The sequence below is a fragment of the Bordetella hinzii LMG 13501 genome (genome assembly GCF_001548475.1).
Classification (GTDB): Bacteria; Pseudomonadota; Gammaproteobacteria; order Burkholderiales; family Burkholderiaceae_B; genus Bordetella; species Bordetella hinzii.
Genome location: NZ_LRUJ01000006.1, coordinates 104,515 through 129,375, shown reverse-complemented (window position 1 = coordinate 129,375; position 24,861 = coordinate 104,515). Strand labels below are relative to the sequence as shown.

The 24,861-nt window shown below is 68.8% G+C and carries 24 protein-coding genes; 4 read left to right on the top strand and 20 right to left on the bottom strand.

What is annotated here, in order from left to right; translation table 11 throughout:
• The first annotated feature begins 176 nt into the window (after positions 1-176).
• The gene (locus AXA74_RS06200; protein WP_029580745.1) at positions 177-1,193 is read left to right on the top strand and encodes an LLM class flavin-dependent oxidoreductase; all 1,017 of its coding nucleotides are present in this window, start codon (positions 177-179) and stop codon (positions 1,191-1,193) included.
• A 108-nt stretch (positions 1,194-1,301) separates the two neighbouring features.
• Positions 1,302-1,685, top strand: a complete 384-nt coding sequence (locus tag AXA74_RS06195) for a thioredoxin family protein (protein WP_029580744.1) — start codon at positions 1,302-1,304, stop codon at positions 1,683-1,685.
• Between the two features lie 3 nt (positions 1,686-1,688).
• Here AXA74_RS06195 and AXA74_RS06190 read toward each other — a convergent pair whose 3' ends face one another.
• The 6 genes from AXA74_RS06190 to AXA74_RS06165 all read right to left on the bottom strand — a co-directional run bounded on the left by AXA74_RS06190 (position 1,689) and on the right by AXA74_RS06165 (position 6,690).
• A complete protein-coding gene (locus tag AXA74_RS06190) occupies positions 1,689-2,294 on the bottom strand; it encodes an IMPACT family protein (protein ID WP_032955207.1) in 606 nt (201 codons plus the stop codon).
• 23 nt (positions 2,295-2,317) lie between these two features.
• Positions 2,318-3,115 carry a type 2 periplasmic-binding domain-containing protein gene (locus AXA74_RS06185; protein ID WP_032955206.1) on the bottom strand — a complete coding sequence of 266 codons (798 nt, stop codon included), beginning with the start codon at positions 3,113-3,115 and terminating at the stop codon, positions 2,318-2,320.
• A 4-nt stretch (positions 3,116-3,119) separates the two neighbouring features.
• The gene (locus AXA74_RS06180) at positions 3,120-3,875 is read right to left on the bottom strand and encodes an ABC transporter permease (protein ID WP_032955205.1); all 756 of its coding nucleotides are present in this window, start codon (positions 3,873-3,875) and stop codon (positions 3,120-3,122) included.
• Between the two features lie 8 nt (positions 3,876-3,883).
• Entirely contained in the window at positions 3,884-4,882 is a 999-nt protein-coding gene (locus AXA74_RS06175; RefSeq protein WP_032955204.1) for an ABC transporter substrate-binding protein, read from the bottom strand.
• A gap of 49 nt (positions 4,883-4,931) precedes the next feature.
• Entirely contained in the window at positions 4,932-5,696 is a 765-nt protein-coding gene (locus AXA74_RS06170) for an ABC transporter ATP-binding protein (RefSeq protein ID WP_029580738.1), read from the bottom strand.
• 124 nt (positions 5,697-5,820) lie between these two features.
• Positions 5,821-6,690 (bottom strand): LysR substrate-binding domain-containing protein, encoded by an 870-nt coding sequence (locus AXA74_RS06165; RefSeq protein WP_032955203.1) that lies wholly within the window; start codon positions 6,688-6,690, stop codon positions 5,821-5,823.
• 116 nt (positions 6,691-6,806) lie between these two features.
• Between AXA74_RS06165 and AXA74_RS06160 the strand changes: the two genes are divergently transcribed.
• The gene (locus AXA74_RS06160) at positions 6,807-7,463 is read left to right on the top strand and encodes a flavodoxin family protein (RefSeq protein ID WP_032979539.1); all 657 of its coding nucleotides are present in this window, start codon (positions 6,807-6,809) and stop codon (positions 7,461-7,463) included.
• Here AXA74_RS06160 and AXA74_RS06155 read toward each other — a convergent pair.
• The 11 genes from AXA74_RS06155 to AXA74_RS06105 all read right to left on the bottom strand — a co-directional run bounded on the left by AXA74_RS06155 (position 7,433) and on the right by AXA74_RS06105 (position 18,290).
• Positions 7,433-9,037: an ABC-F family ATPase gene (locus AXA74_RS06155; RefSeq protein ID WP_029580735.1), complete on the bottom strand. Its 1,605-nt coding sequence runs from the start codon at positions 9,035-9,037 to the stop codon at positions 7,433-7,435. The genes AXA74_RS06160 and AXA74_RS06155 overlap by 31 nt on opposite strands.
• 224 nt (positions 9,038-9,261) lie before the next feature.
• Entirely contained in the window at positions 9,262-10,233 is a 972-nt protein-coding gene (locus tag AXA74_RS06150; protein ID WP_029580734.1) for an LD-carboxypeptidase, read from the bottom strand.
• Complete coding sequence (tadA, locus tag AXA74_RS06145; protein ID WP_029580733.1) at positions 10,230-10,679, bottom strand: tRNA adenosine(34) deaminase TadA; 450 nt, start codon at positions 10,677-10,679, stop codon at positions 10,230-10,232. Before tadA ends, AXA74_RS06150 begins: the two co-directional genes overlap by 4 nt.
• 31 nt (positions 10,680-10,710) lie before the next feature.
• Positions 10,711-11,559 carry a haloacid dehalogenase-like hydrolase gene (locus AXA74_RS06140; protein ID WP_032973445.1) on the bottom strand — a complete coding sequence of 283 codons (849 nt, stop codon included), beginning with the start codon at positions 11,557-11,559 and terminating at the stop codon, positions 10,711-10,713.
• 89 nt (positions 11,560-11,648) lie between these two features.
• Positions 11,649-12,134, bottom strand: coding sequence for a hypothetical protein (locus AXA74_RS06135; RefSeq protein ID WP_029580731.1), 486 nt, complete (start codon positions 12,132-12,134; stop codon positions 11,649-11,651).
• 136 nt (positions 12,135-12,270) lie between these two features.
• A complete protein-coding gene (gene mnhG, locus AXA74_RS06130) occupies positions 12,271-12,630 on the bottom strand; it encodes a monovalent cation/H(+) antiporter subunit G (protein ID WP_029580730.1) in 360 nt (119 codons plus the stop codon).
• Entirely contained in the window at positions 12,627-12,908 is a 282-nt protein-coding gene (locus tag AXA74_RS06125; RefSeq protein WP_032955200.1) for a K+/H+ antiporter subunit F, read from the bottom strand. The genes mnhG and AXA74_RS06125 overlap by 4 nt, the downstream gene beginning before the upstream one ends.
• Positions 12,908-13,390, bottom strand: a complete 483-nt coding sequence (locus tag AXA74_RS06120) for a Na+/H+ antiporter subunit E (protein WP_029580728.1) — start codon at positions 13,388-13,390, stop codon at positions 12,908-12,910. The genes AXA74_RS06125 and AXA74_RS06120 overlap by 1 nt, the downstream gene beginning before the upstream one ends.
• 1 nt (position 13,391) lies before the next feature.
• Positions 13,392-15,020 (bottom strand): monovalent cation/H+ antiporter subunit D, encoded by a 1,629-nt coding sequence (locus AXA74_RS06115; protein WP_029580727.1) that lies wholly within the window; start codon positions 15,018-15,020, stop codon positions 13,392-13,394.
• Positions 15,017-15,361, bottom strand: a complete 345-nt coding sequence (locus AXA74_RS06110; RefSeq protein ID WP_005014186.1) for a Na+/H+ antiporter subunit C — start codon at positions 15,359-15,361, stop codon at positions 15,017-15,019. The genes AXA74_RS06115 and AXA74_RS06110 overlap by 4 nt, the downstream gene beginning before the upstream one ends.
• Before the next feature lies 1 nt (position 15,362).
• Positions 15,363-18,290, bottom strand: a complete 2,928-nt coding sequence (locus AXA74_RS06105; protein WP_032962799.1) for a monovalent cation/H+ antiporter subunit A — start codon at positions 18,288-18,290, stop codon at positions 15,363-15,365.
• 454 nt (positions 18,291-18,744) lie between these two features.
• On the opposite strand from AXA74_RS06105, the gene AXA74_RS06100 reads away from it, so the two are divergent.
• Positions 18,745-19,716, top strand: a complete 972-nt coding sequence (locus AXA74_RS06100; protein WP_029580725.1) for a Bug family tripartite tricarboxylate transporter substrate binding protein — start codon at positions 18,745-18,747, stop codon at positions 19,714-19,716.
• On the opposite strand, the gene AXA74_RS06095 is transcribed toward AXA74_RS06100, so the two are convergent.
• The 3 genes from AXA74_RS06095 to AXA74_RS06085 are packed head-to-tail and all read right to left on the bottom strand — an operon-like array spanning position 19,706 to position 24,797.
• Positions 19,706-22,333 (bottom strand): AAA family ATPase, encoded by a 2,628-nt coding sequence (locus tag AXA74_RS06095; RefSeq protein ID WP_060833142.1) that lies wholly within the window; start codon positions 22,331-22,333, stop codon positions 19,706-19,708. The genes AXA74_RS06100 and AXA74_RS06095 overlap by 11 nt on opposite strands.
• A complete protein-coding gene (locus AXA74_RS06090) occupies positions 22,330-23,445 on the bottom strand; it encodes a metallophosphoesterase family protein (RefSeq protein ID WP_029580723.1) in 1,116 nt (371 codons plus the stop codon). Before AXA74_RS06090 ends, AXA74_RS06095 begins: the two co-directional genes overlap by 4 nt.
• A 50-nt stretch (positions 23,446-23,495) precedes the next feature.
• On the bottom strand, positions 23,496-24,797 hold the full coding sequence (locus AXA74_RS06085) for a D-amino acid dehydrogenase (protein WP_029580722.1): 1,302 nt from the start codon (positions 24,795-24,797) through the stop codon (positions 23,496-23,498).
• Positions 24,798-24,861: the final 64 nt, after the last annotated feature.

Genomic DNA, 24,861 nt, shown 5'->3' with positions numbered 1-24,861 from the left:
GCGGGGCCGGGGGCATTTGCCCCTGGCGCCGATGGGGTCGATATAGCGAGGCTATCGACCCGCCCGGCGGCAAGGTTGCTCGGACCCTGGCTTGAAAAGGCCGATACACTCCCCGTATTGAAAATCAGCTGTTCATAGCCGGCATCACGGCCGGCATGAAGACGGAGCCCGTATCAATGAGCGCATTGGCCAGCATCCCTTTTTCGGTCCTCGACCTCGCCCCCATCGTCCAGGGCGGCACGCCCGCGGACGCCTTCCGCAATACCGTGGACCTGGCCCGGCATGTCGAGCGCCTGGGCTACCGGCGCTTCTGGCTGGCCGAGCACCACAACATCACCGGCGTGGCCAGCAGCGCCACCGCCGTGCTCATCGGGCTGGTGGCAAGCCAGACCCGCACGCTGCGCGTGGGCTCGGGCGGCATCATGCTGCCCAACCATGCGCCGCTCATCATCGCCGAGCAGTTCGGCACGCTGGAAAGCCTCTACCCGGGCCGCATCGACCTGGGCCTGGGCCGCGCGCCCGGCAGCGACGGCGCCACGCAGCAGGCGCTGCGCCGCGGCCCGCGCAGCGGGCTGGAATTCCCGTCGCTGGTCGAAGAGCTGCGCGCCTACCTGGCGCCCGAGCGGCCCGGCCAGGCCGTGCGCGCGATTCCCGGCGCCGGCCTGGACATCCCGATCTGGCTGCTGGGTTCGAGCGACTTCTCGGCCCGCATGGCCGCCGAGCTGGGCCTGCCCTTCTCCTTTGCCGGGCATTTCTCACCCGAGGGCATGGCGGCCATGCGCCTGTACCGTCACCTGTTCAAGCCCTCGGCCGCGCTGGCCCGCCCCCATGCCATGATAGGCGTGCCGGTCGTGGCCGCGCCGACGGACGAAGAAGCCCGCTTCCTGTCGACGACGCAGCAGCTCAAATTCCTGTCCCTGATCCGCGGCAACCGCCTGCCGCTGCAGCCTCCGGTCGAAAGCATGGACGGCCACTGGAACGAATGGGAACGCGCCGCGGTCGAACAGAAACTGGGCGCGGCCATCGTCGGCGGCCCGGAGACGGTCAAGCGCAAGCTGGAGGACATCGTCGCCCGCACCGAGGCCGACGAGGTCATGATCGTGTCGGATTTCTATCGCCACGAAGACCGGCTGCGCTCCTATGAAATCGTCGCCGCGCTCAAGCAGGACGCCGGCGTCGCGCGCAGCGCCTGACGCCACCACCCGGGTTCGGATACCGAACCCGCACTTGAATCGCGGTCCCGGACCGCGCAAACTGGGTGAAACCCGCCCCTATCGCCGTCACCCGGCAAGGACTACGCCATGAGCATCGTCGAACTCACCAAAGACTCTTTCCAGGACGCCATCACGCCCGACGGCACGCTGATCATTGATTTCTGGGCCCCCTGGTGCGGCCCCTGCCGCGGCTTTGCGCCGGTGTTCGAGCAGGCCGCCGAAAAGCACGGCGACGTGACCTTCGCCAAGGTCAATACCGATGTCGAGCAGGAACTGGCCGGCGCCCTGGGCATCCGCTCCATCCCGACACTGATGGTCTTCCGTGAAAAAGTGCTGCTGTTTTCGCAACCCGGCGCGCTGAGCGCCGGCCAGCTCGATGAGCTGCTGACCAAGGTCAAGGACGTTGACATGGCCCAGGTGCACCGCGACATCGCCGAGGCCCGCGACAAGGCCGACGGCGAGCAGGCCTGAGCCTCAGCCGCCCGCCCCGGGCGGCCGCAACACCTCCCAGGCGGACTGGCCGCGCGTGATATTGGCCGCCACGCGCGCCAGCCCGGGCTCGGCCTCCACGGGCATCTCCAGCAACAGGGTCACGCCCGAGGCGTCGAACTGTTCTTCGAGGATCTGCGCCCCCGCTGGCGCCAGCCGCGCGCGCAGCAGCGGCTGCTCGGCAAAGCCGCAGCGGCAACTGACCCGCAAGGTGGGGACGATGTCCAGGTACTGGCCGGCGCGCAGGCAGTTGGCCGCGCAGCCGCCATAGGCGCGCACCAGGCCGCCCGCCCCCAGCTTGATGCCCCCGAACCAGCGCACCACCAGCACCGCGACGCGGTCCAGCCCCTGGCCGTCTATGGCCTGCAGGATGGGGCGTCCGGCCGTGCCGCCCGGCTCGCCGTCATCGTTGTAGCGGTATTCGTTGCCGATGCGATAGGCCCAGCAATTGTGGGTGGCCTCCGGCACGCTGTGCGCCGCGAAGAAAGCCATGGCCTCGGCCACGCTCGCGACCGGCGCGGCGTGGGCGGCAAAGCGGCTTTTCTTGATGTCTTCCTGGAAGGCGCAGGCGGCGGCGAGGGTTTGCGGCATACCGCCGGATTGTACCGCCCGGCTCAGCCGTGGCAGTCGGGCACTTCCTGGTCCAGGTAGACGTCGAAGGCGACGTCGCGCGCCCATTTGGCGGTCATGGCGTTCCAGCTGCCGTTGGCCTGCCAGGTGCGCATTTCGCTCTGCAGCCAGGCCGCCTCGGGCGCCGGCGCCAGCCAGCCCAGCTCGGCGCGGCGGCCTTCGGGCGGCAGGGTCGAGGAAAACTTGCGCCACTCGGGAAAACGCATGAGCGCGTTCCAGACCCCATCGTCGATCAGCGCGATGTCGCATTGCCCTTCGCGCACGGCGACCAGCGCATCGGACGGGACACGATACGGCTGCACCACGGCGTCATGGGCCCGGGCCAGGGCCTGGGCCCGCGTATTGGCCCGGGCCATGCAGACGCGCTTGCCGGCCGCCTGCGACCAGTTGCGCATCGGGGTGTCGCTGCGGATGACGGCCTTGGGCTGGACGGTATAGCGGCTGCCCACCCAGCCCTGCTCCGGCGCCGTGCCGTCGGCGCGCTCGGCGAGCACGACATCGGCGCGGCCCTCGGCCAGCGCGGCCTGCGCCTGCGCGGCAGGCACCTCGACCAGCACCAGCGGCAGGCCCAGGCGCTCGGCCAGGCGCGCGGCGGCGGGCTGCTCCAGTCCTTCGGGCGTGCGCAGCTTGGCGCCCGCCACGGGAGCCGGCGCCAGCGCCGGCACGCCGACGCGCAGCTCGCCGCGCGCCCGCGCCTGGGCGAAGGCCTCCTGGGCCTGCGCCGCCGTGCCGCACAGGGCGGCCAGGGCGAGCAGCAAGGACGGGAGCAAAGCCGGTTTCATGGCGTCATACGTATTGGTAGCGCAGCAGGCGGTGCTTGAGGTTTTCAAGCACGAACTGGTCGATCAGCGCGGCCAGGACGGCAATAACCAGGATGTTGGCCATCACGCCCGTCATGTCGGCGATCTCGCCCGAATAGGCGAGCGAACGGCCCAGGCCCTTGCCGAAACCGATCAGCATCTCGGCCGAGATCAGCGCCCGCCAGGCGTTGCCGAAGGCCAGCTGCGCGCCCGTGATCAGCTCGGGCATCACCGCCGGCAGGTAGACCCGCTTGACCAGGCCCCAGGGCGAGGCTCCCATGACGCGGGCCGCCGAGACATGCACGCGCTGCACCGACTCGGTGGCATTCATCACGCTCAGCGCGGCCGGGAAGAAAGCCGAGAGGGCCACCACCACGATGATGGGCGTATTGCCGAAGCCCATCACGATGAGAAACAGCGGCACCCAGGCGATCGAGGGAATCGACTGCAGGATGACGATGGCGCTGCGCAGCACCTCGCGGAAGAAGAACAGCAAGGCCGCGATCAACCCAAAGCCGATGCCGGCCAGCAAGGCCAGGCCATAGCCCGCCCCGAGCCGCGCCAGCGTCCCGGCCAGGGCCTGGTGGAAACTGCTTTTGCCGATTTCCTCGAACAGACGGCCCAGGACCGCGGGCACGCCGGGCATCAGGAAGTCGGGGAGGATCCAGGCTGCCGTCTGCCACAGCAGCAAAATGAAGAGCACGCCAAGCACCCCGGCCAGGTGCTTGCGCGTGCCGGTCACACGGGAGCTCAAAGTTTGCGCGCCTCTTGCCAGGACAGATCGACAATCGACGATACGTCATAGGGCTTGCCATCACGGGTCTTCAGCGAGCCCTGGGCCTGAAGGATATCGGCGATTTCCTGCATGCGCTTGGTGTCTTTGTCGGTCAGGGCCGGCGTGAACACCTGGGTGCGGATGGCCTCGCTGATCACCGTCTCGCGCGGCAGCTCGCCGCGTGCCAGGGTCTTGAGCGTGGGTTCGGCAATGAAGTAGGAGGCAATCAGCTTGGACGCTTCATCGGGCTTGTTCTGCAGCAGGTCGATGGCGGCCTTCTGGGCGTCCAGGGCCTTCCAGACGTCGTCCTTGCGCTTGGCCAGGACCTCGCCCGAGGTGATCACCACCATGCACGGGAACGGCCAGGACTGGCCCACTTCATAGATCTGCTTGACCGGCGCGACCAGCTGCGCGATGCGGTCATAGGGCTCGAACAGGAAGGCCGCGTCCACGCGCTTGCCCACCAGCGACTGCACGGCCACGGCGGGGCTGACGCCCATCACGTTGACATCGCCGTCGCCCAGCTTGCCTTCCTTGAGCACCACGCCCTTGAGCACCACGTCGGCGGTGCTGCCTTCGGCCTGCGAGGCCAGCGTCTTGCCCTTCAGGCCGGCGATGTCCTTGATGCCCGAATCATCGCGCACCAGGAGGGAGTGATAGCCCTGCTGGGCGCCGCCTACCACCTTCAGGTCGGCGCCCTTGGAGGCCCAGGCCACCGCATTGGTAAAGCCCAGCACGCCGATGTCGAGCTGGCCCCCGACGATGGCCTTGATGAGGTCGGTACCCGATTTGAACTCGATCAGTTCGGAGTCCAGGCCCGCTTTCTGGTAATAGCCGCCTTCCTGGGCGACGATGGCCTGCGCGTCGTCCATGACGCGCAGATAGCCCACGCGGAATTTCTCGGCCGCCATGGCCGGCGCGGCGGCCAGGAGCGCCGCCGCCAGGGGCAGCGACAACCATTGCTTGAACTTCATATGTGTCTCCAGTATTGCGGGTGAGGGCAAGCCCGGCTTGCCCGGCGAATCAGGCGGCCAGGGCCTGGGCGGCGTGGTCTTCGTCCACGGCAATGCCCAGCAGGCGCAGGATCTCGCGCTTTTCGCCGGCCAGGTCGGCCAGGTCATGCGTCTTGGCGCGATGGGCGAGATTGAACTCGCGCAGCACACGGGCCGGACGCGGCGAGAAGACGACGATACGGTCGGCCAGGAACAAGGCCTCGTCGACATCGTGGGTGACCAGCAGCACCGTGGGCTTTTCTTCGCGGATCAGCTGGCGCAGCACGTCCTGCAGGCTGAGCCGGGTGAGCGCGTCCAGCGCGCCGAAGGGTTCGTCCATGAGCAGGGTCTGCGGCTGGGCGATGAAGGCGCGGGCCAGCGCGGCGCGCTGGCGCATGCCGCCGGATACCTGGTGGGGGTAGTAGTGCTCGAAGCCGGCGAGCCCAACCCGGGCCAGCCAGGCATCGGCGCCGGCGCGGGCCTGGCGCTTGGGCGTCTTCTGGAACTCCAGGGCCAGGGCCACGTTGTCGCGCAGCGTCAGCCAGGGATAAAGCGCGTGCTCCTGGAAGACCAGGGTGCGGCTGGGATGCGGGCCGGCCACGGGCTGTCCATCGGCCAGCACCCGGCCTTGCGTGGCGCTCTCCAGGCCGGCGGCCAGGTGCAGCAAGGTGGATTTGCCGCAGCCCGAGGGGCCGACCAGGGCGACCAGTTCGCCGGTCTTGAACTCGCTGCTGAAGCCATCGACGACGCGCAGGTCGCCGAATTGCTTGTGGACGTGATCGAAAGTCAGATTCATGGGCATCTCGGCCGCCGCGAGGCGGCTTGGGGGTTGCTTCGTAATCTAACAATCAGTTATATGAACTCAAACGATATTTATCGCATGTTTTAACAACTTAAAGCTATATAACGAGGGGCGCGCCTTACTGCCGCGCCATCCAGTCCAGGAAGGCCGCCACCGGGGGATGCCGTTCGCGGCCGGGCGCGCACAGCACGGCATAGGCGGCACCGGGCACGCTGACCTCGGGCCGCAGGGGACGCAGCAGCCCATGGGCAACGCTGTCGGCCACCATCAGCGAACTGGCCAGCACCAGGCCCTGGCCGGCCACCGCGGCTTGCAGGGCGTGGTTTTCCTCTTCGTAGAGCCGCCGGGGCGCGGCCTGCCAGGGCAGGCCCGCCGCCTGGCACCAGGCCTCCCAGGCCTGGGCATAGAGCGTCGAGTCGCGCCAGTGCACGCTGATGAGCGTAGGCAGGCCGGCAACGGGCCGGGCCAGCAGCGCCGGGGCGCCATAGACGGAAAAGCGCTCGCGCAGTTCGGCGGCCTGGTAGAGGCCGGGATAAGGACCCTGCCCGTAGCGGATAGCCAGGTCCAGGCTGGCGTCCTGCAACAAATCCAGCACTTCGGGCCGCGTGTCCAGCCGCAGATGCAGGCCGGGATGAGCGTCGTAGAAGCGGCCCAGCCTCGGCACCAGCCAGAGGGCGGCGAAAGACGGCGTGGTGGTCACCGTCAAGCTGCCCTCGGCGGGCGCGGGACGCAGCCGGTCCAGGGTCTGGGCCAGCTCCAGGAGCGCGCCATGCACGGTATGGAACAGTTGCGCGCCCCGCGCGGTCAGGCGCGCGCCGCGCGGCAGGCGGTCGAACAGGGCAAAGCCCAATTGGCGCTCCAGGGCGCGGATCTGGTGCGACACGGCCGTGGGCGTGACCGCGAGTTCGGCGGCGGCGCGCTTGAAACTCGACAGGCGCGCCACGGCCTCGAAGACGCGCAGCCCGGGCAACGGCAGGCGGGCAAACATGGCAAGACCTCCACCAGCATGCAAAGAGATGAATTTATCTCACCCATGGCGAGCAAGCATCATTTGGCAACCCGTGGCGCGGTGAATAGATTGGCGCTTTCAGCCCAGGAGCCATGATGAAATCCGATCACCCTTCCCTGCTTATCCTCGTCGGCAGCCCGCGGCGCGACGGCAACAGCGCCCGGCTGGCCCGGGCCGTGGCCGAAGGCGCGGCCGAGGCCGGCAGCCGGGCCACCGTCTGCCACGCCGATGACTACATCGCCGGCGCCCTCGTCGACACGCGCCACCAGCCGCCCCCGGCCGACCGCTATGAGGCGCTATTCCTGGAACATTTCCTGCCCGCCGACGGAGTGGTCTTCGCCACGCCCATCTATTGGTATGGCATGTCGGCCCAGATGAAGGCCTTTTTCGACCGCAGTTTCAGCTATTACTCGGCGGCCAATCCACGATCGCGGCAGGTGCAACAGGCGATGTCGGGCAAGCGCCTGGGCCTGGCCGTGGCGTCCGAGGAAAGCTATCCGGGCGTGGCCCTGGGCATCGTGCACCAGGTGCAGGAGTACAGCCGCTACACCCATTCCGCCTTCGTGGGCTATGTGCACGGGGTAGGCAATGCGCGGGGCGAGGTCGAGCATGATCCGCGCCGGCCGCTGGAGGCGGCGCGGGAGCTAGGCAGGGAGTTTTTTGCGCGGCGCTATACGGACTATCGCATGGACAGCCCGCGCGCCACGCGGGTCTGGGACGATCAGCCCTCGATGCCGCGCGAGGACAGGTAGTCTTCGTAGCCGCCGCGGTAGTCGACGATCTCGCCCGAAGGCAGGATTTCGATCACGCGCGTGGCCAGGCCGCTGACGAATTCGCGGTCGTGCGAGACAAAGAACAGCGTGCCCTGGAACTTCTCGAGCGCGAACTGCAGCGACTCGATGGATTCCATGTCGAGGTGGTTGGTAGGCTCGTCCAGCAGCAGCACGTTGTGGCGGCCCAGCATCAGGCGGCCGAAGGTCATGCGGTTCTTCTCGCCGCCGGACAGCACCTTGGGCGCCTTGGGCAGGTCGTCGCTGGAGAACAGCAGGCGGCCCAGGGCCGATCGGATGGCCTGATCATCGTCGCCCGGCTGGCGGTAAGCCGCCATCCAGTCGAACAGATTGATGTCGGTCTGCTGGAACTGATCGGAGACGTCCTGGGCCATATAGCCCATGTCGGCGTTCTCCGACCACTTCACCGTGCCGGAATCCGGCGCCAGGTCCATGGCCAGCAGCCGCAGCAAGGTGGTCTTGCCCACGCCATTGGCGCCGATGATGGCGATCTTCTCGCCCGCCTCGACCATGGCCGAGAAATCGCGGATGACCGGCGCATCGTAGCTCTTGCACAGGCGCTCGACCGTCACGGCCTGGCGGTGCATGACCTTGTTCTGTTCGAAGCGGATATAGGGGTTCTGGCGCGAGGACGGCTTGACTTCGACCTGCTCGGCCTTGATGCGGTCGATCTGCTTCAGGCGCGAGGTGGCCTGGCGTGACTTGGACTTGTTGGCCGCGAAACGGCGCACGAAGTCCTGCAGCTCGCTGATGCGTTCCTTGGCCTTGGCGTTGTTGGCCGTCAGGCGCTCGCGCGCCTGCGTGGAAGCCAGCATGTAATCATCGTAATTGCCCGGGTAGATTCGGATATCGCCGTAGTCCACGTCGGCCATGTGGGTGCACACCTGGTTCAGGAAGTGGCGATCATGGCTGATGATGATCATGGTGCTCTGGTAGCCATTGAGCACGTTTTCCAGCCAGCGGATGGTGTTGATGTCCAGGTTGTTGGTCGGCTCGTCCAGCAGCAGCACATCGGGATTGGAGAACAGCGCCTGGGCGAGCAGCACGCGCAGCTTCCAGCCCGGGGCGATTTCGCGCATCAGCAGGTTGTGCTGGTCCACGGCGATTTCCAGGCCTAGCAGCAGTTCGCCTGCCCGCGCCTCGGCGGTATAGCCGTCATATTCGGCGAACTTGGCCTCCAGGTCGGCCGCCCGCATGTAGTCATCTTCGGTGGCTTCCGGATTGGCGTAGATGGCATCGCGCTCGGACATGGCGGCCCACATCTCGGTGTGGCCCATCATCACCACGTCCAGCACCCGCACGTCTTCGAAGGCGAACTGGTCCTGGCGCAGCTTGCCCAGGCGCACGCCCGGCTCGAGCGACACATTCCCGGCGGAGGCTTCGAGATCGCCGCCGATGATCTTCATGAAGGTGGACTTGCCCGAACCGTTGGCCCCGATGAGGCCATACCGGTTGCCCTCCCCGAACTTGACGCTGACGTTCTCGAAAAGCGGTTTGGGACCAAACTGAATGGTGAGATTGGCAGTAGAGATCACGGTGTCTGATGAATATGCTGATACAGGCCACGAGCGCCCGGACGAGATCGGCGCGATGCCCGGCCGATATGACGGCGCCGATCGACGGGCCGGCCCGGCAGGGCAAGCAAAGCGCGAAGGCGCAAGGCCACAGCCGGTGGAGTAAACCTGACAGTGTACCAAGCCCGGCGGATTTGTGCCCCGGTCCGTCCCCGGCCGGGGACGGAATCCGCCCAAAAGCGGGCTCAGTGGTGGTGTTCGTCGATCACCAGGTGGGCCAGGCCGCGCTCGGTCGCGATCCCGACCTTCTGCCCGATCGGCAGCGTGGCCTTGAGATCGCCATGGCCATAGGGCAGACCGGTGACGACGGGCACCTTGACCTCGCGGCGCAGCCACTTGATGACCTCGGGCAGATCGTAGCCCTGGTCATGGGCGGCCAGCTTGTAGTCGCTGAACCCGCCCAGCAGGATGGCCTTCTGCTTTTGCAGTACGCCGGCCTGGGCCAGCTGGGCCAGCATGCGCTCGATGCGATAAGGATGCTCGGAGACATCTTCCAGGAACAGGATGCCGCCGCGCACCTTGGGAAAATAAGGCGTGCCCAGCAGGGACATCAGGGTGGCCAGGTTGCCGCCCCACAGCACGCCGCGCGCATCGACCGCATCGGCGTCGCGCGTCTCGAAGCTCAGGATCTCCAGCTCGCCGCGCATGATTTCGCCGAACAACGCCACGGTGAGCTCATCGGTACGCTTGCCGCCGAAGTCGCGCACGGCGGTGGCGCCGGTATAGCTGACTGCGCCGGTGCGCGCCAGCAAGGCCAGGTTGAAGGCCGTGAAATCGCTCATCCCCACAAAGCGCTTGCCGCTGTCGGCCATGGCCTTCCAGTCGATATGCGGCAGCAGGCGCGACAGGCCGTAGCCGCCGCGCGTGGCCATCACGATGGGCTGTTTCTGGGCCGCCGCGCGCGCCAGGCCGGCCAGGCGCTGCTTGTCGGTGCCGGCAAAACGCTGGTGCGTGGCCAGCGCCGAGCGGTCGAGCACGGTCTTGAAGCCTTCGGCGGCCAGGCGTTGCCGGGCCAGCTCGATGGTCTGCGGATCGCGCACCGCCGAGGACGGCGACACCAGGTAGATGCCGCCGGCCGCGGCCGGATGATGTTCGCAAGCCGGCCCGCATTCATGGTCGTGGCCCTCGTGATGGGCGGCCTTGGTGTTTTTCTTCATGCTGTATTTTCCTTCTTGCGGCGTTCGCGGAAGAACGCCCGCAGCAGATCCGCGCAGGGCTGCGCGAGCACGCCCCCGCTTACCGTGGTGTGATGATTGAGTTGAGCCACCGCGCCGACGTCGAGCACGCTGCCGCAAGCCCCGGTCTTGGGGTCGTGGGCGCCATAGACTACGCGCGCCAGGCGCGCATGCAGCATGGCGCCGATGCACATGACGCAGGGCTCGAGGGTGACATAGAGCGCCAGGCCCGGCAGGCGGTAGTTGCCCAGCTGGCGGGCCGCCGCGCGCAGGGCCACGACTTCGGCGTGCGCCGTGGGATCGGCATCCAGGATAGTGCGGTTGTAGCCGGCGCCCAGCACCTGGCCCCGGCCATCGACCACCACCGCGCCCACCGGCACCTCGCCGGCCTCATAGGCCAGGCGCGCCTGGTCCAGCGCCAGCCGCATATAGACGTCGTCGGCCGCCACGGCCATGCCGTCAGCCACCGTAGGTCCTGGACTTCAGGGAGACGCTGCCGGCCAGGCCGATGAGGGCGGCCTCCAGCAATTGATACAACTCGGCTTCCTCGTCGTAGCGCGCGAAATTGAGATTGGACACCCGCCCCTGCTCGACAAAGCCCCAAGCCCGGCTGCGCTTGTCGCGGTGGCTGGGATCCCAGACGCCGAAGGCATAGCCGCCGGCGCGGCGGATGAGCGAGAAGCAGGGAATGTCGGTGTAGCCGTCACCGACGAAGACCATCTGGTCGAAAGGCACGCGCAGCCTGTCTTCGGGCACCTTGCGGTTGACCTCGAAGGGTTTGTTGCGGAACTCCGGTCCCACCAGCCCCTTCTGGATGTGGAAGAGATAGCGGGTCTTGTCGGTAAAGCTGACGATGCGGCGCGGGAAGCTGATGCCGCCGTCGTCGTCGTAGATGAATTCGGAAGCCCAGATGTCGGTGAATTCGGCCGCGATGGGCGTGGCGCGCACGATGTCGCCGATGCCGCTGGAGATCAGGTAGAACTCCAGCTGGATGCGGGGATGGGCGGCGCGCACGGCTTGGCGCAGACGGCCGAAAAGCGTGGCCACGCCCTTGTGCAGGGGCAGCCTGGCGCCCCACTCCCGCAGCCGCTCGCGCGTGATCGCCCCATGTCCGCCCTGGCGGGAGAGCTCGATCATCTTGTAGAGATAGGCGGGTACCGGATCCCAGTCGCCCTGCGACAGGAGGGGATCGACGGATTCTTTCCAGAAGGCGGCGGTGTCCACGCCCATGCTTTCCAGAAAGCCGGTGGTGCTGTCCGGGGCCAGCGTGTCGTCGAAGTCGAATACCAGGGCGATGACGTCGGACATTCGGGGGCAATTGAAGTGGGAGAGCCCCCATTTTGCCTGAATGCGGCCCGGGTTGCTGCGGGGCGGCCCCGGCCGCCCCGTGTCCGGGATCAGCGCATCGGCATGGGCGCCGGCTGCAGGCTGCCGGGCGCGGTGGCCGGCGCCCCGCCCTGGGGCATGGCGCCAGGCGTGCCCGCCGGCACCTGGATCACCGTCTCGCGCAGGATGCCGCCCCCGGCCACGCTGCCGCGCGTGGTGGTGTTGGCCGTATCGGTCATCTGGGTGATGCAGTCCTGGCGCTGCTGGCCAGGCAGGGAATCGCAGCGGCGCATGCGGTTCTGGTCGAGGCTGCCCGAACCATTGCCCAGGCGGTTGCGGCGCGCCTCGTCGCGCGCGGCACCCGCCTCGCGCAGGCAGGTCTTGCGATCCTCGGTGCTCATGCCGGCATTGCAGCGGGCCACCTCGCGTTTGTAGACGGCGTCGGGCGAGTTGTCGTCGGCGGCGTGGGCGGGGCTGGCGGCCCACAGGGCGGCGCCCAGGGCCAGCGCCGAGCAGGCGCCCAGCGACAGTCGGCGGAGGGAATATGCTTGTTTCATGGTCATCTCCTGTTTGGGTTGACAAGCCGGATACGATCCGGGGACCAAAGCTGACAGCTGTAACACCCTTACCTTACGCAAATCCGGCCCGCCGAGCATGCGCAAAATGTTACAGAGCTGTCCAAGCGTAATGCCGTCAAGGCTCGCTGCTGGCGCTGGTGCGGGGCACGTTGGGCCCCACCTCGGCGTCCCGGTTACGGTAGACCGCAGCGCGCATGAGCATCATGCCGGTGACCGGCGAGGTCAGCACCAGCAGGATGACGATGACCACTTCATGGAAAACGGGGCGCGACGCCTGGTAGGAAAACACCAGGATAGAGGCCAGCAACACGCTGCACGCGCCCAGGGTATTGCCCAGCGTGGGCGCATGGATGCGGGCGTAGAAATGCCCGAAGCGCAGCAGCCCTACCGCGCCGGTCAAGGCCAGCATGCCGCCGGCGACCAGCAGCAGGCTGGCCGGCACGGCGATCCACCACGGAATATCGGCGCCGATCATGGTTCGATGACCTCCCCTCGCAGCAGGAACTTGGCCATGGCCGTGGAACCGACGAAGCCGAACAGCGCGATCAAGAGCGCGATGTCGAAATACACGCCCGTGCCCACGCGCAGGCCGAAGACCAGCATGATGAGCATGCCCTGGATATAGACCGCGTCCAGGGCCAGCACGCGATCCTGGGCGGTGGGTCCGCGCAGGATGCGGATGACGGCACAGCCCAGGCCGATCCCGAAGCAGATCAGCGCGAAGGACGCCGACCAATAAAGTAACAGGCCCATTATTCGAATACCTCCATCAGCGTGCGCTCATAGCGTCCCTTGACCAGCGCCACCCACTCGTCTTCGTTCTGCAGGTCGAGCACATGCAGGGTGAGCGCGTTGTCGCTCGAGATGTCGACGACGACCGTGCCCGGCGTGTAGGTCAGGATGCAGACCAGCATGGCCTGGCCGTGCGGATCGCGCAGGGTCAGCGGGATGCGCATAAAGCCTGGCGACATGGCCGCATGGGGCCGCCAGATGAGCTGGGTGACCGCCCAGTTGGAGCGGACGATATCCACCAGCACGCGGCAGAACAGCCCGGGCAGCAGATAGAAGCGGCGCGGCTTGGCCTTGAGCGGCCGCAGCCGCGTGGAGGCCCAGCCCAGCCACAGCGCCAGGGCGCCGCCCAGCGCGACCTGCCCCCAGGACAGCGATTCGTTGAGCAGCAGCCAGAGCAGGAACATGCCCAGCGGCAGGAGCATTTTGCCGAAGAGGTCGCGCATCTCAGTGGTCCTCCCCGATCACGCGCACCGGCTGCTTGGAGAGCACGGCCTCGATATAGGCGGCCGGCGTATCCAGCGACTGGGCGGCCGCGTCCAGATAGGCCGACACCGGCCCGGCGGCGGCCACCAGCGCCACGCACAGCAGGATGAGCACGGCCACGGGGCCGGCCTCGAGCACCCGCAGCCGCGGCGTGGAGCGCTCTTCGCCGCTCCAGAAGATGCGGATGCCCGCGCGGCCCAGCGCCATCAGGCCGGCCAGGCCGGACAGGAGCACGGCGGCCACCAGCAGCCAGGCATCCAGGGGCGGCGCGGACGTATTGGCCGCTGTCACCGCCGCCGACAAGAGCGAGAACTTGGCCACGAAGCCCGACAGCGGCGGCAGGCCGGTGACCAGCAGCGCGCAGGACACGAAGGCCAGCCCCAGGAAGGCCATGGCCGCCGGAATCGCCACCCCGACCACGTCGTCCGAGCGATTGGGCGCGGCGGGGTCGTCGAGGTCGAAACTGTCCATGGTCACGGCCAGCACGTTGGCCCCGAAGCTGCGCGTGCGCTCGACCAACTCGGTCAGCAGGAAGAAAGCGCCGGTGGCCAGCACGGAGCTGAGCAGATAGAACAGGGCCGGCCCGGTCAGCGTCACGCCCGGCATGCCCAGCGCCGTCAAGAGCGTGCCGGCCGAGACGATGACGCAATAGCCCGCCAGTTTTTCCATCTGCTGCGAGGCCAGGATGCCCACGCCGCCGAAGATCAGGGTGGCCAGCCCGACGGCGAACATCCAGTCCAGGCTGAAGGCCGAAGGGGCCCCGGTGGGCAGCAGCAGCGAGCCGATGCGCAGCAGCGAGTAGATGCCGACCTTGGTCATGATGGAGAACATGGCCGCCACCGGCGCGCAGGCCGAACCATAGCCGCTGACCAGCCAGAAGTTCAGCGGCCAGGCGCCGGCCTTGACCAGGAAGGCCACGCCCAGGATGGCCGCCCCGGCTTCGAACAGGCGCCGGTCGGTGCCGACCAGCGTGCCCGCGCGCACGGCCAGGTCGGCCATGTTCAGCGTGCCGGTTACGCCGTAGATGAGCGCGATGCTGATCAGCAGCAGGAAGGACGCCACCAGGTTGACGGCGATGTATTGCAGCCCGGCGCTGACCCGGGCCGCGCCGGAGCCATGCAGCAGCAACCCATAGGAAGCCGCCAGCAGCACCTCGAAGAACACGAAGAGGTTGAACAGGTCGCCCGTCAGGAAGGCGCCGTTCAGGCCCATGAGCAGGAACTGGAACAGCGAATGGAAATGCACGCCCGCGCGGTCCCAGCGGGCCAGGGAGTAGATCAGCGTGGCCAGGCCCAGCGTGGCGGTGAGCGTGAGCATGACGGCCGCCAAGCGGTCGACCACCAGCACGATGCCGAAGGGCGCGGGCCAGTCGCCGGGCAGATAGACACCGATGCCGGTGGGCCAGATGCCGTGGGCGCCGCCGGCCAGGGCCAGGAGCGCGATGGCGCTGCCCAGCTGCAGCAGCGTGGAGACGACGGCGATGAAGGCGCGTTCGCGGCGCCGGGTATCGGCCAGCAGCAGCATGACGGCGCCGGCCAGCAGCGGCACCGCGATGGGATAGATGGGGAGATGTTGCTGCCAATCGATCAAGATTCGGGCTCCCGGCCGTCAACGTGGTCGGTGCCCGTCAGGCCCCGCGAGGCCAGCAGCACCACTAGAAACAAGGCCGTCGTCGCAAAGCCGATGACGATGGCGGTCAGGACCAGGGCCTGCGGCAGCGGATCCGCGTAGACGCTGGGGTCGGGCGGCACCAGCGGATCGACCACCGGCGGGCGCCCCACCGTCAACCGCCCCATGCCGAAGATGAAGAGATTGACGGCATAGGAGATGAGCGACAGGCCCATGATGACCTGGAAGGTCCGGGGCCGCAGCAGCAGCCAGACGCCGGAGCCGACCAGCACGCCGATGGCGATTGCGTATATCCATTCCATGTCACGCTCCCTTGATCGCGGTGTCGGCTTCGGCCTGCGCTTCGGCCGCCAGCTTGCGCTGCGCGCGCAAGGACTGGTGGGCCAGCGCCACCAGCACCAACACGGTCGCGCCGACGACCAGCATGTAGACGCCGAGGTCGAACAACAGCACGCTGGACAGATGGATCTTGCCCACCAGCGGCAGGTGGAGGTCCCAGGCCAGCGCCGACAGGAAGGGACGCAGGGCCAGCCAGGCCGAGACCGCCGCCGCGCCGGCGGCCAGCAGCCCCAGGCCGACCCAGTGCTGCGGGTTGAGCCGGCTGCGCGATTCCACCCAGTACACACCGCCCACCATGTATTGCAGGATGACCGAGGTCGCCATGACCAGGCCGCCGACGAAGCCGCCGCCCGGCAGATTGTGTCCGCGCAGCAGCAGATAGACCGACACCAGCACGGCCACCGGCAGCAGGAGGCGCACCAGCACGGCCGGAATGCGCATCGCGCCTTGCGGCAGCGGCGACTTGGTGTCTGGCGCGGGCGGCGCCTGGCCGGGCAGCAGCCCGTCCTGGTCGCGCTGCTGGCTCGGCATCTCGATGCTTTCCTGGGCCGGACGGAAGCGGCGCAGCAGCGCGTAGACCGTCAGGGCCACGATGCCCAGCACCGTGATCTCGCCCAAGGTGTCAAAGCCGCGGAAATCCACCAGGATCACGTTGACCACATTGGTGCCGCCGCCTTCGGGCAGGGCTTCCTCGACAAAGAAGGAGGAAATGGTGTCGCCCACCGGACGGGTCAGCATGGCGTAGGCGATGGCGCTCATGGACAGGCCGGCCAGCGCGGCCAGGCCCAGGTCGCGCGCGCGTCGCAGGCGCGCCTTCAGGCCGGGACGTTCATCCTCGCCCTCGCCCACGATGCGCCGCGGCAGCCAGCGCAGGCCCAGCAGCAGGAGCACGACGGTCACGACCTCGACGGCCAGCTGCGTCAGGGCGAGATCGGGCGCCGAAAACCAGACAAAGGTGAGGCAGGTCACCAGCCCCGCGCCGCCGGACAGCGTCAGCGAGGCCAGGCGGTGGTATTTGGCCTGGTAGGCCGCGCCCAGCGCGCAGGCGCCGCCGGCCAGCCAGAGCAATAGGAAGACCGGGTCAGCCGGCGTGCGCGGCCCCTGCCCGTCCAGCCAGCCCGGCACGCGCAAGGGCAGCCAGGCCACCAGCAAGGTGCCGATCACGATGACCAGCATCTGCACCTGCAGGCGCGGCGAGGCCAGGCGGCGCAGCAGCCAGCGCGCGGCCACGGAGCTGGCCTCGAAGAGATATTCGAACGTGCGCCGGCCATCCATGCGGTAGATGAAGGGCACATGTCCCGGATGGGCCGCCTGATGGGCGCGCAGCGCCAGGTAGAGCAGCACCCCGGCGGTCATGGCCACCAGGCTCATGACCAGCGGCAGGTTGAAGCCGTGCCAGACAGACAGGCTGAACTGCGGCATGTGCACGCCCAGGATGCTCTGCGCGGCCATGGTGAGCACGGGCCCGACGGTCAGTCCGGGCACGACGCCGATCACCAGGCAGAGCAGGACCAGCAACATGCTGGGAAACAGCATCCAGCGCGGCGGTTCGTGCGGCGCACGCGGCAAATCGGTGGCCGGCGGGCCGAAGAAGACCTGCAGGATGAAGCGCAGGGAATAGGTCACGCTGAAGGCGCCGGCCACGGTGGCCATCAGCGGCAGCCCATACTCCAGGAAGCGGTCGCCGGTGATGAAGGTGGTTTCGGCGAAGAACATTTCCTTGGAAATGAAGCCGTTGAGCAGCGGCACGCCCGCCATGGACGCGGCGGCCACCATGGCCAGCGTGGCCGTCAGCGGCATGGCGGAATACAGCCCGCTCAGGCGATTGACGTCGCGCGTGCCGGTCTCGTGGTCGACGATGCCGGCCGCCATGAACAGCGAAGCCTTGAAAATGGCGTGGTTGACCATGTGGAAGATGGCCGCCACCAAGGCCAGCGGGCTGTTCAGGCCCAGCAGCAGCGTGATCAGGCCCAGGTGGCTGATGGTGGAATACGCCAGCACGCCTTTCATGTCCTGCTGGAAGATGGCCGCGTAGGCGCCCAGCACCAGCGTGCACAGCCCCGCCCCGCCGATGATCCAGAACCATTCGTCGGTGCCGGCCAAGAGCGGCCAGAAGCGCGCCAGGAGGAAGACCCCGGCCTTGACCATGGTGGCCGAGTGCAGATACGCCGACACCGGCGTGGGCGCGGCCATGGCATTGGGCAGCCAGAACTGGAAGGGAAATTGCGCGCTCTTGGTGAGCGCGCCCAGGGCCACCAGGGCCAGGGCGGCCGGATACCAGGGGTCGGCGCGCACCAGGTCGCCCGAGCGCAGTACCACGTCCATGTCGTAGCTGCCCACGATATGGCCCAGCAGCAGCACCCCGCCCAGCAGACAGAGGCCGCCGGCGCCCGTGACCGTCAGCGCCATGCGCGCGCCGCGCCGCGCGTCGGCGCGATGATGCCAGTAGGCGATCAGCATGAAGGAGGCCAGGCTGGTCATTTCCCAGAACATGACCAGCTGGATCAGGTTGCCCGACAGCACCACGCCCAGCATGGCGGCCATGAAGGCCTGGAAAAAGGAGAAAAAGCGCGGCACCGGGTCTTCGGGCGACATGTAGTAGCGCGCATAAAGCACCACCAGCGTGGCCATGCCGGAGACGATGAAAGAGAACAGCCAGGCAAAGCCGTCCATGCGCAGCGCGAACTGCAAACCCAGCGCCGGCGCCCACGATATCTGGGCCCGTATCACCTCGCCTGCCGCGATCTGGGGGTAGAGGCTGGCCACCAGCAAGGTGGAGGCCAGCGCGACCAGGCCAGCCAGCCAGGCTTCCGCGTTGCGGGCATTTGCCGGCAACAACGCGGCGCACAGGCTGCCGGCGAACGGCAGAGCGAGAATGAGTATTAGCGACATGGCGCTCCGGGAAAGGTCCGGCTCTTCTCTTGCGGTCAGCGAGAGATGAGCGTGAAGCCTGATAGGCGGTCGGAAGACGCCCTGGTTCGACCCATACTACCGCTCGCCGCCGTCCTGAATAAGACAACACATTCCTCCAGGGCGGCGGGCGCGCTGGGGGACACTACGGAGGGGGTTCTGGCGAAATCGGCCAGGAGACTCAGACGAAAAATATCAGATTCTTGTAAGTTACGCACGAATAACTGCGATTAACCCGAGGATCATTGCACAATAATTGCGCAATCGACGGAGTTTGACGCGGCGCAATATTTCCGCCTGACTTCGGGTAAGCCCGGCTATCTCCCGGCCCGCTTTTTGTGTGGAATGCCGCGCCCGGCCCACAAAGCCGGATAGGCATGTTTTGAACTTGCGGCAAGGGGCGGACCGCCCGCCGCGCTGAGGAGATAGCCCCATTATGAAAATCCGTACCCTGCTGTGCGCGGCGCTTGGCGCCGCGGTGCTCGCGTCGCCGGCCATGGCCGACTACCCCGACCGGCCCATCCGCCTGATCGTGCCCTTCGCGGCCGGCGGCACCACCGACATCGTGGCGCGCGTGGTCGCCGAAAGCCTGGGCCGCGAGCTGGGCCAGGCCATCGTGGTCGAGAACAAGGGCGGCGGCGGCGGCGCCATCGGCGCGGAGGCGCTGGCCCGTTCGGCGCCGGACGGCTACACCCTGGGCATGGCCACCGTCAGCACCATGGCGACCAATCCGGCCACCAATCCCAAGACGCCCTACAACCCGCTGAAAGACTTCACGCCCATCATCAACCTGGTCAACGTGCCCAATGTGCTGACAGTCAACCCCAAGGTGCCAGCGCAGAACCTGCAGGAGTTCGTCGCCTTGCTCAAGGCCAATCCGGGCAAGTACAGCTATGCCTCGGCCGGCACGGGCGGCATCTCGCACCTGGATGGCGAATTGTTCAAGTCCCTGACCGGCACGCCCGATTTCATCCATGTGCCTTACCGCGGCTCGGGCCCCGGCCTGAACGACACCATCGCCGGCCAGGTGAGCGCGCAGTTCGACAACCTGCCCTCGTCGATGCCGCACATCCAGTCGGGCAAGCTGCGCGCCCTGGCGGTCGCCTCCAGCCAGCGCGTCCCGGGCCTGGAGAATGTGCCCACCTTCGCCGAGGCGGGCATGCCGGACATGAACAACATGGCCTGGTATGGCCTGGTGGCGCCGGCCGGCGTGTCCCCGGCCGTGGTGCAGCGGGTGCACGACGCCGCCGCGCGCGCGCTGAAGGACCCCAAGACAGCCCAGCGCCTGATCGACGGCGGCTCGCAGATCGACGGCGGAACGCCCGAGGCCTACGCCGCGCTCATCAAGCGTGAACTCGAACTGCGCCAGAAGATCGCGCGCGAGCAGAAGATCCAGCTCACCGAGTAAGCGCATCGAGGTGGCGCACCGCCACCCCCATGTCCTGCCACGCCTCGGCGTGGCAGGTGAACAGCAGGATCTGATGCCGCGTGGCGGCATCGAACAAGGCCCGCTTGACCCGCTCGCGCCGGCTGCCGTCGGCATGCACCAGGGCGTCGTCCAGCACCAGCAGGGTCGGCCGTCCCGCCTGCCGCAGAAGGTCCGCGTAGGCCAGGCGGGCCAGCAGCCCCAACTGCTCGCGCGTGCCGAAACTCAGGGCGGCCAGGGCATCCTCGGTCTCGGCGCGCGCCAGCGCCACGGGCAGCAGGTTGTCATCCAGGCGCAGATCCGCGCCCGGAAAGAGCAAGCCCAGATAATGCGACAGGCGCTCGGACAGCGGCCGCAAGAGGCGGCGCGTGGCGCTCTCGCGCTGTTCGCCCAACAGCCGCCAGAGCAGGTCCAAGGCCGCCGCGCGGCGCGCATAGTCGTCGCGCAGGCGCCCGGCGCGCTGCCATTCGGCCTCGGTCTCGGCCAGCCGCTCGCCCAGCCCCTGGGCGCCGGCCTGCTCCAGCCGGCCCTGCAATTGCAGCAGGCGCGCATGGCGTTCCTGCTGCGCCTGGCGCGCCAGGTCGGCCGAGCGCGCATAGCGCTCGGCGTCCTGCTTGACCAGGTCGGGCCGTTGCGCGGCCAACGCCGCCTCGGCCTGCTCGGCCTGGCGCCGGCACGCCTGCTCGCGCGCTTCGGCCTGGGTGAATTGCACCGCCCGCGCCGCCCGGCGCGCGGCTTGCGTCTCGTCATCGAAAGCCGCCTGGCGGCTTTCGTACTGTTCGCGCAGCGCGCCGGCCCGGCCCAGGGCCTGGACATGGTTGGCCTCGGCCTCGCGCGCCAGGCGCTGCGCGGTCTCGGCCTGCGCCTGGCAGCGGCGCAGTTCATCACCGGCCGCGGCCAGGCGCGGCTCCAGGTCGTCGCCCGGCGCCTCGGGCGCCAACTGGGCCTGCAGGCGTTCGCGCGTGCGCGTGGCCTCGGCCAGTTCGGCGCGCCGGGCCGCCAGCCCTTGCGGAGCATGCGCGGCCAGGGCCAGCCTGGCTTGCGCCAGCTCGCGTTCCAGTTGCTCGGCCCGCGCCAGCCGCGCTTCGCCCTGCGCCAGGCTGGGCACGCCGAGGGCGGACAGGCCTTGCGCCAGCCGCGCCTGGGCGTCGGCCAGCTCCCGCCGCAAGGCCGGCAGATCCTGTCCGCCGGGCTGGATGAGCAGCGCGCCCAGCCCGGGCAGCCGGAGCTCGGCGGCTTCGGACAACAAGGCTTCGCCCTCGCCGCGCAACGCCTGTCCGTCCAGCGTCAGGCTGGCGCCGGGCTCGAGGATGTGGCGGATGCGCGTGGCCGCGGCCTCCTGGCGCAGGCGCAAGCCCTCGCATTGCTGTCCGAGCTTGCGCAAGGCCGCCAGGCGTTCGGCATCGATGCGCGCCTGGCGCCATTGGGCCTCGAGGTCCGCGGCCTGGGTCTCGGCCGCCTGGGCGGCGTCCAGCGCGGCCGCCAGGCGCGCCTCGTCATTGAGCACCCGCCGCAGCGCATCACGCATCTCGGCCTGCCGGCGCGCTTCCTGCAAGGCCTCCACTGCCGCGCGCGCGCCCTGCAGTGCCGCCTCGGCCTGCTCGCGGGCCTGGGCGGCGCGCGCCGCGGCCTCGGCGGCCTGGGCCACGGACCGGGCCGCGCCGGCGGCGTCGGCACGCAGCTGCCCGAGCGTCTCGGCATCCTGCTGGTCGCGGGCGGCCTGCTCGCGCAGCGCCTGGGCCAGGCGCTGCGCCTCGTCGGCGTCCTGGCGCAAACGCTGCACGGCCTCTTCCTGGCGCACCAGCGCCTGCAGCTGGGCGCGCGCCTGCGCGGCCTGCTGTTCCAGCGCCAGCCAGGGCGCTTCGCGTTCATTGTGTTCGTACTCGGCCCGCCACAGGGCCAGGCGGTCGACATCGGCGTCCAGCTCGGCGCGCTCGCGCAGCAGGGCCTCGCGGGCCTGGCCCAGGCGCGCCCAATTGTCCTCGGCCGCCTTGTAGGCGCCCTTGGGCTTGCCGCCGCGCGCATCCAGCAGCGCCGCGCGCGCTTCCTGGACCTGCGCATGCAGGCGGTCGCCGTCCTGGCTGGCCAGCTCGCCGGTGATCCGCGTCAGGGCCTCGCGCACTTGCGCGCCGGCATGCTGGGCGGGCTCGGCGATGTCCTGGCCGCTGCCTTGCGCGATCCACAGCAATCCCGGCACCCCGGCATGCTCCGGCCGGCTCTGGCCGCGCCCCGGGATCTCGAAGCCGAGCAACTGGGCCAGCGCCTGCTCGGCCGCCTCGCCCTCCAGGCGCTGGCCGTCGATCAAGAGCTCGCAGCGCGCCCGGTGCAGGAACTGCTTGCGCAGTTCGTACTGCCGGCCGGCATGCTCGAACGCCACCGTGACCGAAGGCCGCGCGCCGGCCATGCCATAAGGCGCCAGGTCGGCCACCTTGCTGGTGCTGTAGCGCTCCAGGAAGGCCGCCCTCAGCGCCAGGGCATAGGTGGATTTGCCGGCCTCGTTGGGCCCGGCGATGATGTTCAATCCGGGATCCAGGCGCTCCAGCGCCGCCGGCTCGCGGAACTTGCGGAACTCTTGCAAGGCGATGCGATGCAGCCTCATGCGCCGCGCTCCTCGCGCGCCAGGCGCATCAGGATGCGCAGCGCCTCGCGCGCGACCGGGGCGGCTTGCGGATCGCCCTGCATGGCGCGCAGCCGCGCGGCCACTTCGCCCACATAGCCGCCGCCGTCCAGGGCGGCGAAGTCGGCCTCGTCGGGCTCCAGGCCGAGCGCCTCGTGCTCCAGGCGCAGCGCGCGCAGCCGGGCCTCGGCGCGGCCGATAGCCTGGGCCAGGCGCTCCCAGGCGGCCAGCGACACACTGCCGCGCAGGCTCAAGCGCAAGACATCATCGGCCTGCAGGGCCTGCAGGCGCGCCTCCAGCATCTCGGCATCGGCCGGCAGCGCAAGTTCCACGTCCCAGTCCAGCCAGCGATAACGGCCCACCGCCACCTGCTCGACCTCGGGCTCGCCCCCGGCCAGCCGCACGTGCAGCGCGAAACCGGGCGCATTGCCGCGAAACCGGTCGGGCTCGGGCGTGCCCGCATACCAGCAGCGCGCGCCCACGCGCAGGCAGCCATGCCAGTCGCCCAAGGCCAGGTAGTCCAGGCGCGCGCGCTCGGCGCGGTCCGGCGCGATGGGATTGGCCGCATCGGCCGACTCCGGCAGACGCCCGGCCACGCTGCCATGCGCCAGGCCCACGCGCGGCAGGCCGGGCGGGCTTTCCAGGCTGTCGAAGACGCGCGTGACATCATCATAGGTATGGCGCTGGGTCAGCGGCGCGGCCAGCACGGCCAAGCCTGGCAAGGCGATCACGCCGGGCTGCAGCGCAAGATGCACATTGGCGGGAATGCAGTCCAGCTGGCGCGCGCGGGTCCACACGCTTTCGGCCAGGGCCGCGTCGTGGTTGCCGGGAATCATCACCCAGGGCCCGGCATAGCCGGCCAGCGCGTCGAATAGACGCCTGATGCTGCGGTCGGAGACGGCCTGGGTGTCGAAGACATCGCCGGCCACCAGCACGGCGTCCACGCCGCGCTCGCGCGCCAGCGCGGCCAGCCGGGCGACCGTCTCCAGGCGGGCCTCGGCCAGCACGGCGGCATCGTCATCGTCGAACTGGCCGTACTGCCGGCCTATCTGCCAATCGGCGGTATGCAGGAAGGAAATCGGGCGGGAGCTCATGCCCGGATTGTGGCACAAGCCCCCGCGGCGCAAAGCGCCTTGCGCGGCCGTCAGGCGCGGCTCTGGCCCAGGCGCAGGCCGCCGGCGCCGCGGCGCATGTCGCGGTAGCGCGAAATCGCCAGATCATCGGCACGGATGGCCGGCTGGCGGCCCATGACGATATCGGCCATGAGCTTGCCCGACCCGCAGGACATGGTCCAGCCCAGGGTGCCATGGCCGGTGTTCAGGAAGAGGTTGTCATGGCGCGTGGCCCCGACGATGGGCGTGCTGTCCGGCGTCATGGGGCGCAGGCCGGTCCAGAACTCGGCGGCCGGCACGTCGCCGCAGCCGGGGAAAAGATCCTCGACCACCATTTCGAGCGTGGCGCGGCGCTGGGGCTTCAAGCGCAGGTCGAAGCCGGCCAGCTCGGCCATGCCGCCCACGCGGATACGCTCGTCAAAGCGCGTGATGGCGATCTTGTAGGTTTCGTCCAGCACGGTCGACACGGGCGCGGCCTGGGCGTCGGTCATGGGAATGGTGAGCGAATAGCCCTTGACCGGGTAGACCGGCAGGTCCAGGCCCAGGGGCGCGAGGAAGTCGCGCGTATAGCTGCCAAAGGCGGCGACATAGGCGTCGGCCTTGAGCAGCTCGCCGCCCACGCGCACGCCGCTCACGCGGCCGCCTTCCAGCGCCAGCCCGTCGACGGCCTGGTTGAAACGGAATTGCACGCCCAGGCCGGCCGCCAAGCCGGCCAGCGCGCGCGTGAAGCGGCGGCAATCGCCCGTCTCGTCATTGGGCAGGCGCAGGCCGCCGGCCAGCTTGTGCAGGGAGCGCGCCAGGGCCGGTTCGGCCGTGGGCAGGCGATGGCGGTCCAGCAGTTCATAGGGCACGCCCACTTCCTCGAGCACGGCGATATCGCGCCGCGCCGCCTCGAGCTGCGCCTCGGTGCGGAACAGCTGCAGCGTGCCCTGGGCGCGCTGCTCATACTGGATGCCGGTGGCCTGGCGCAGTTCGCGCAGGCAGTCGCGGCTGTACTCGGCCAGCCGCAGCATGCGCTCTTTGTTGACCGCGTAGCGATCAGCCGTGCAATTGGCCAGCATCGCCGCCATCCAGCGCCACTGCCAGAGGCTGCCGTCGATGCGCAAGGCCAGCGGCGCATGCTTCTGGAACAGCCATTTGAGCGCCTTGGCCGGAATGCCCGGCGCCGCCCAGGGCGTGGAATAGCCCGGCGAGACCTGGCCTGCGTTGGCGTAACTGGTCTCGTCGGCCGGGCCGGCCTGGCGATCCAGCACAGTCACCTGGGCCCCCTGGCGAGCCAGATAGTAGGCCGTGGTGGTGCCGATGACGCCGCTGCCCAGGACGATGATATGCATAGCAATCCCCGTGATTCTGCTATTGGTCGGTTGATCCCCATAGTCTAGGATGGCATAGGCAGTG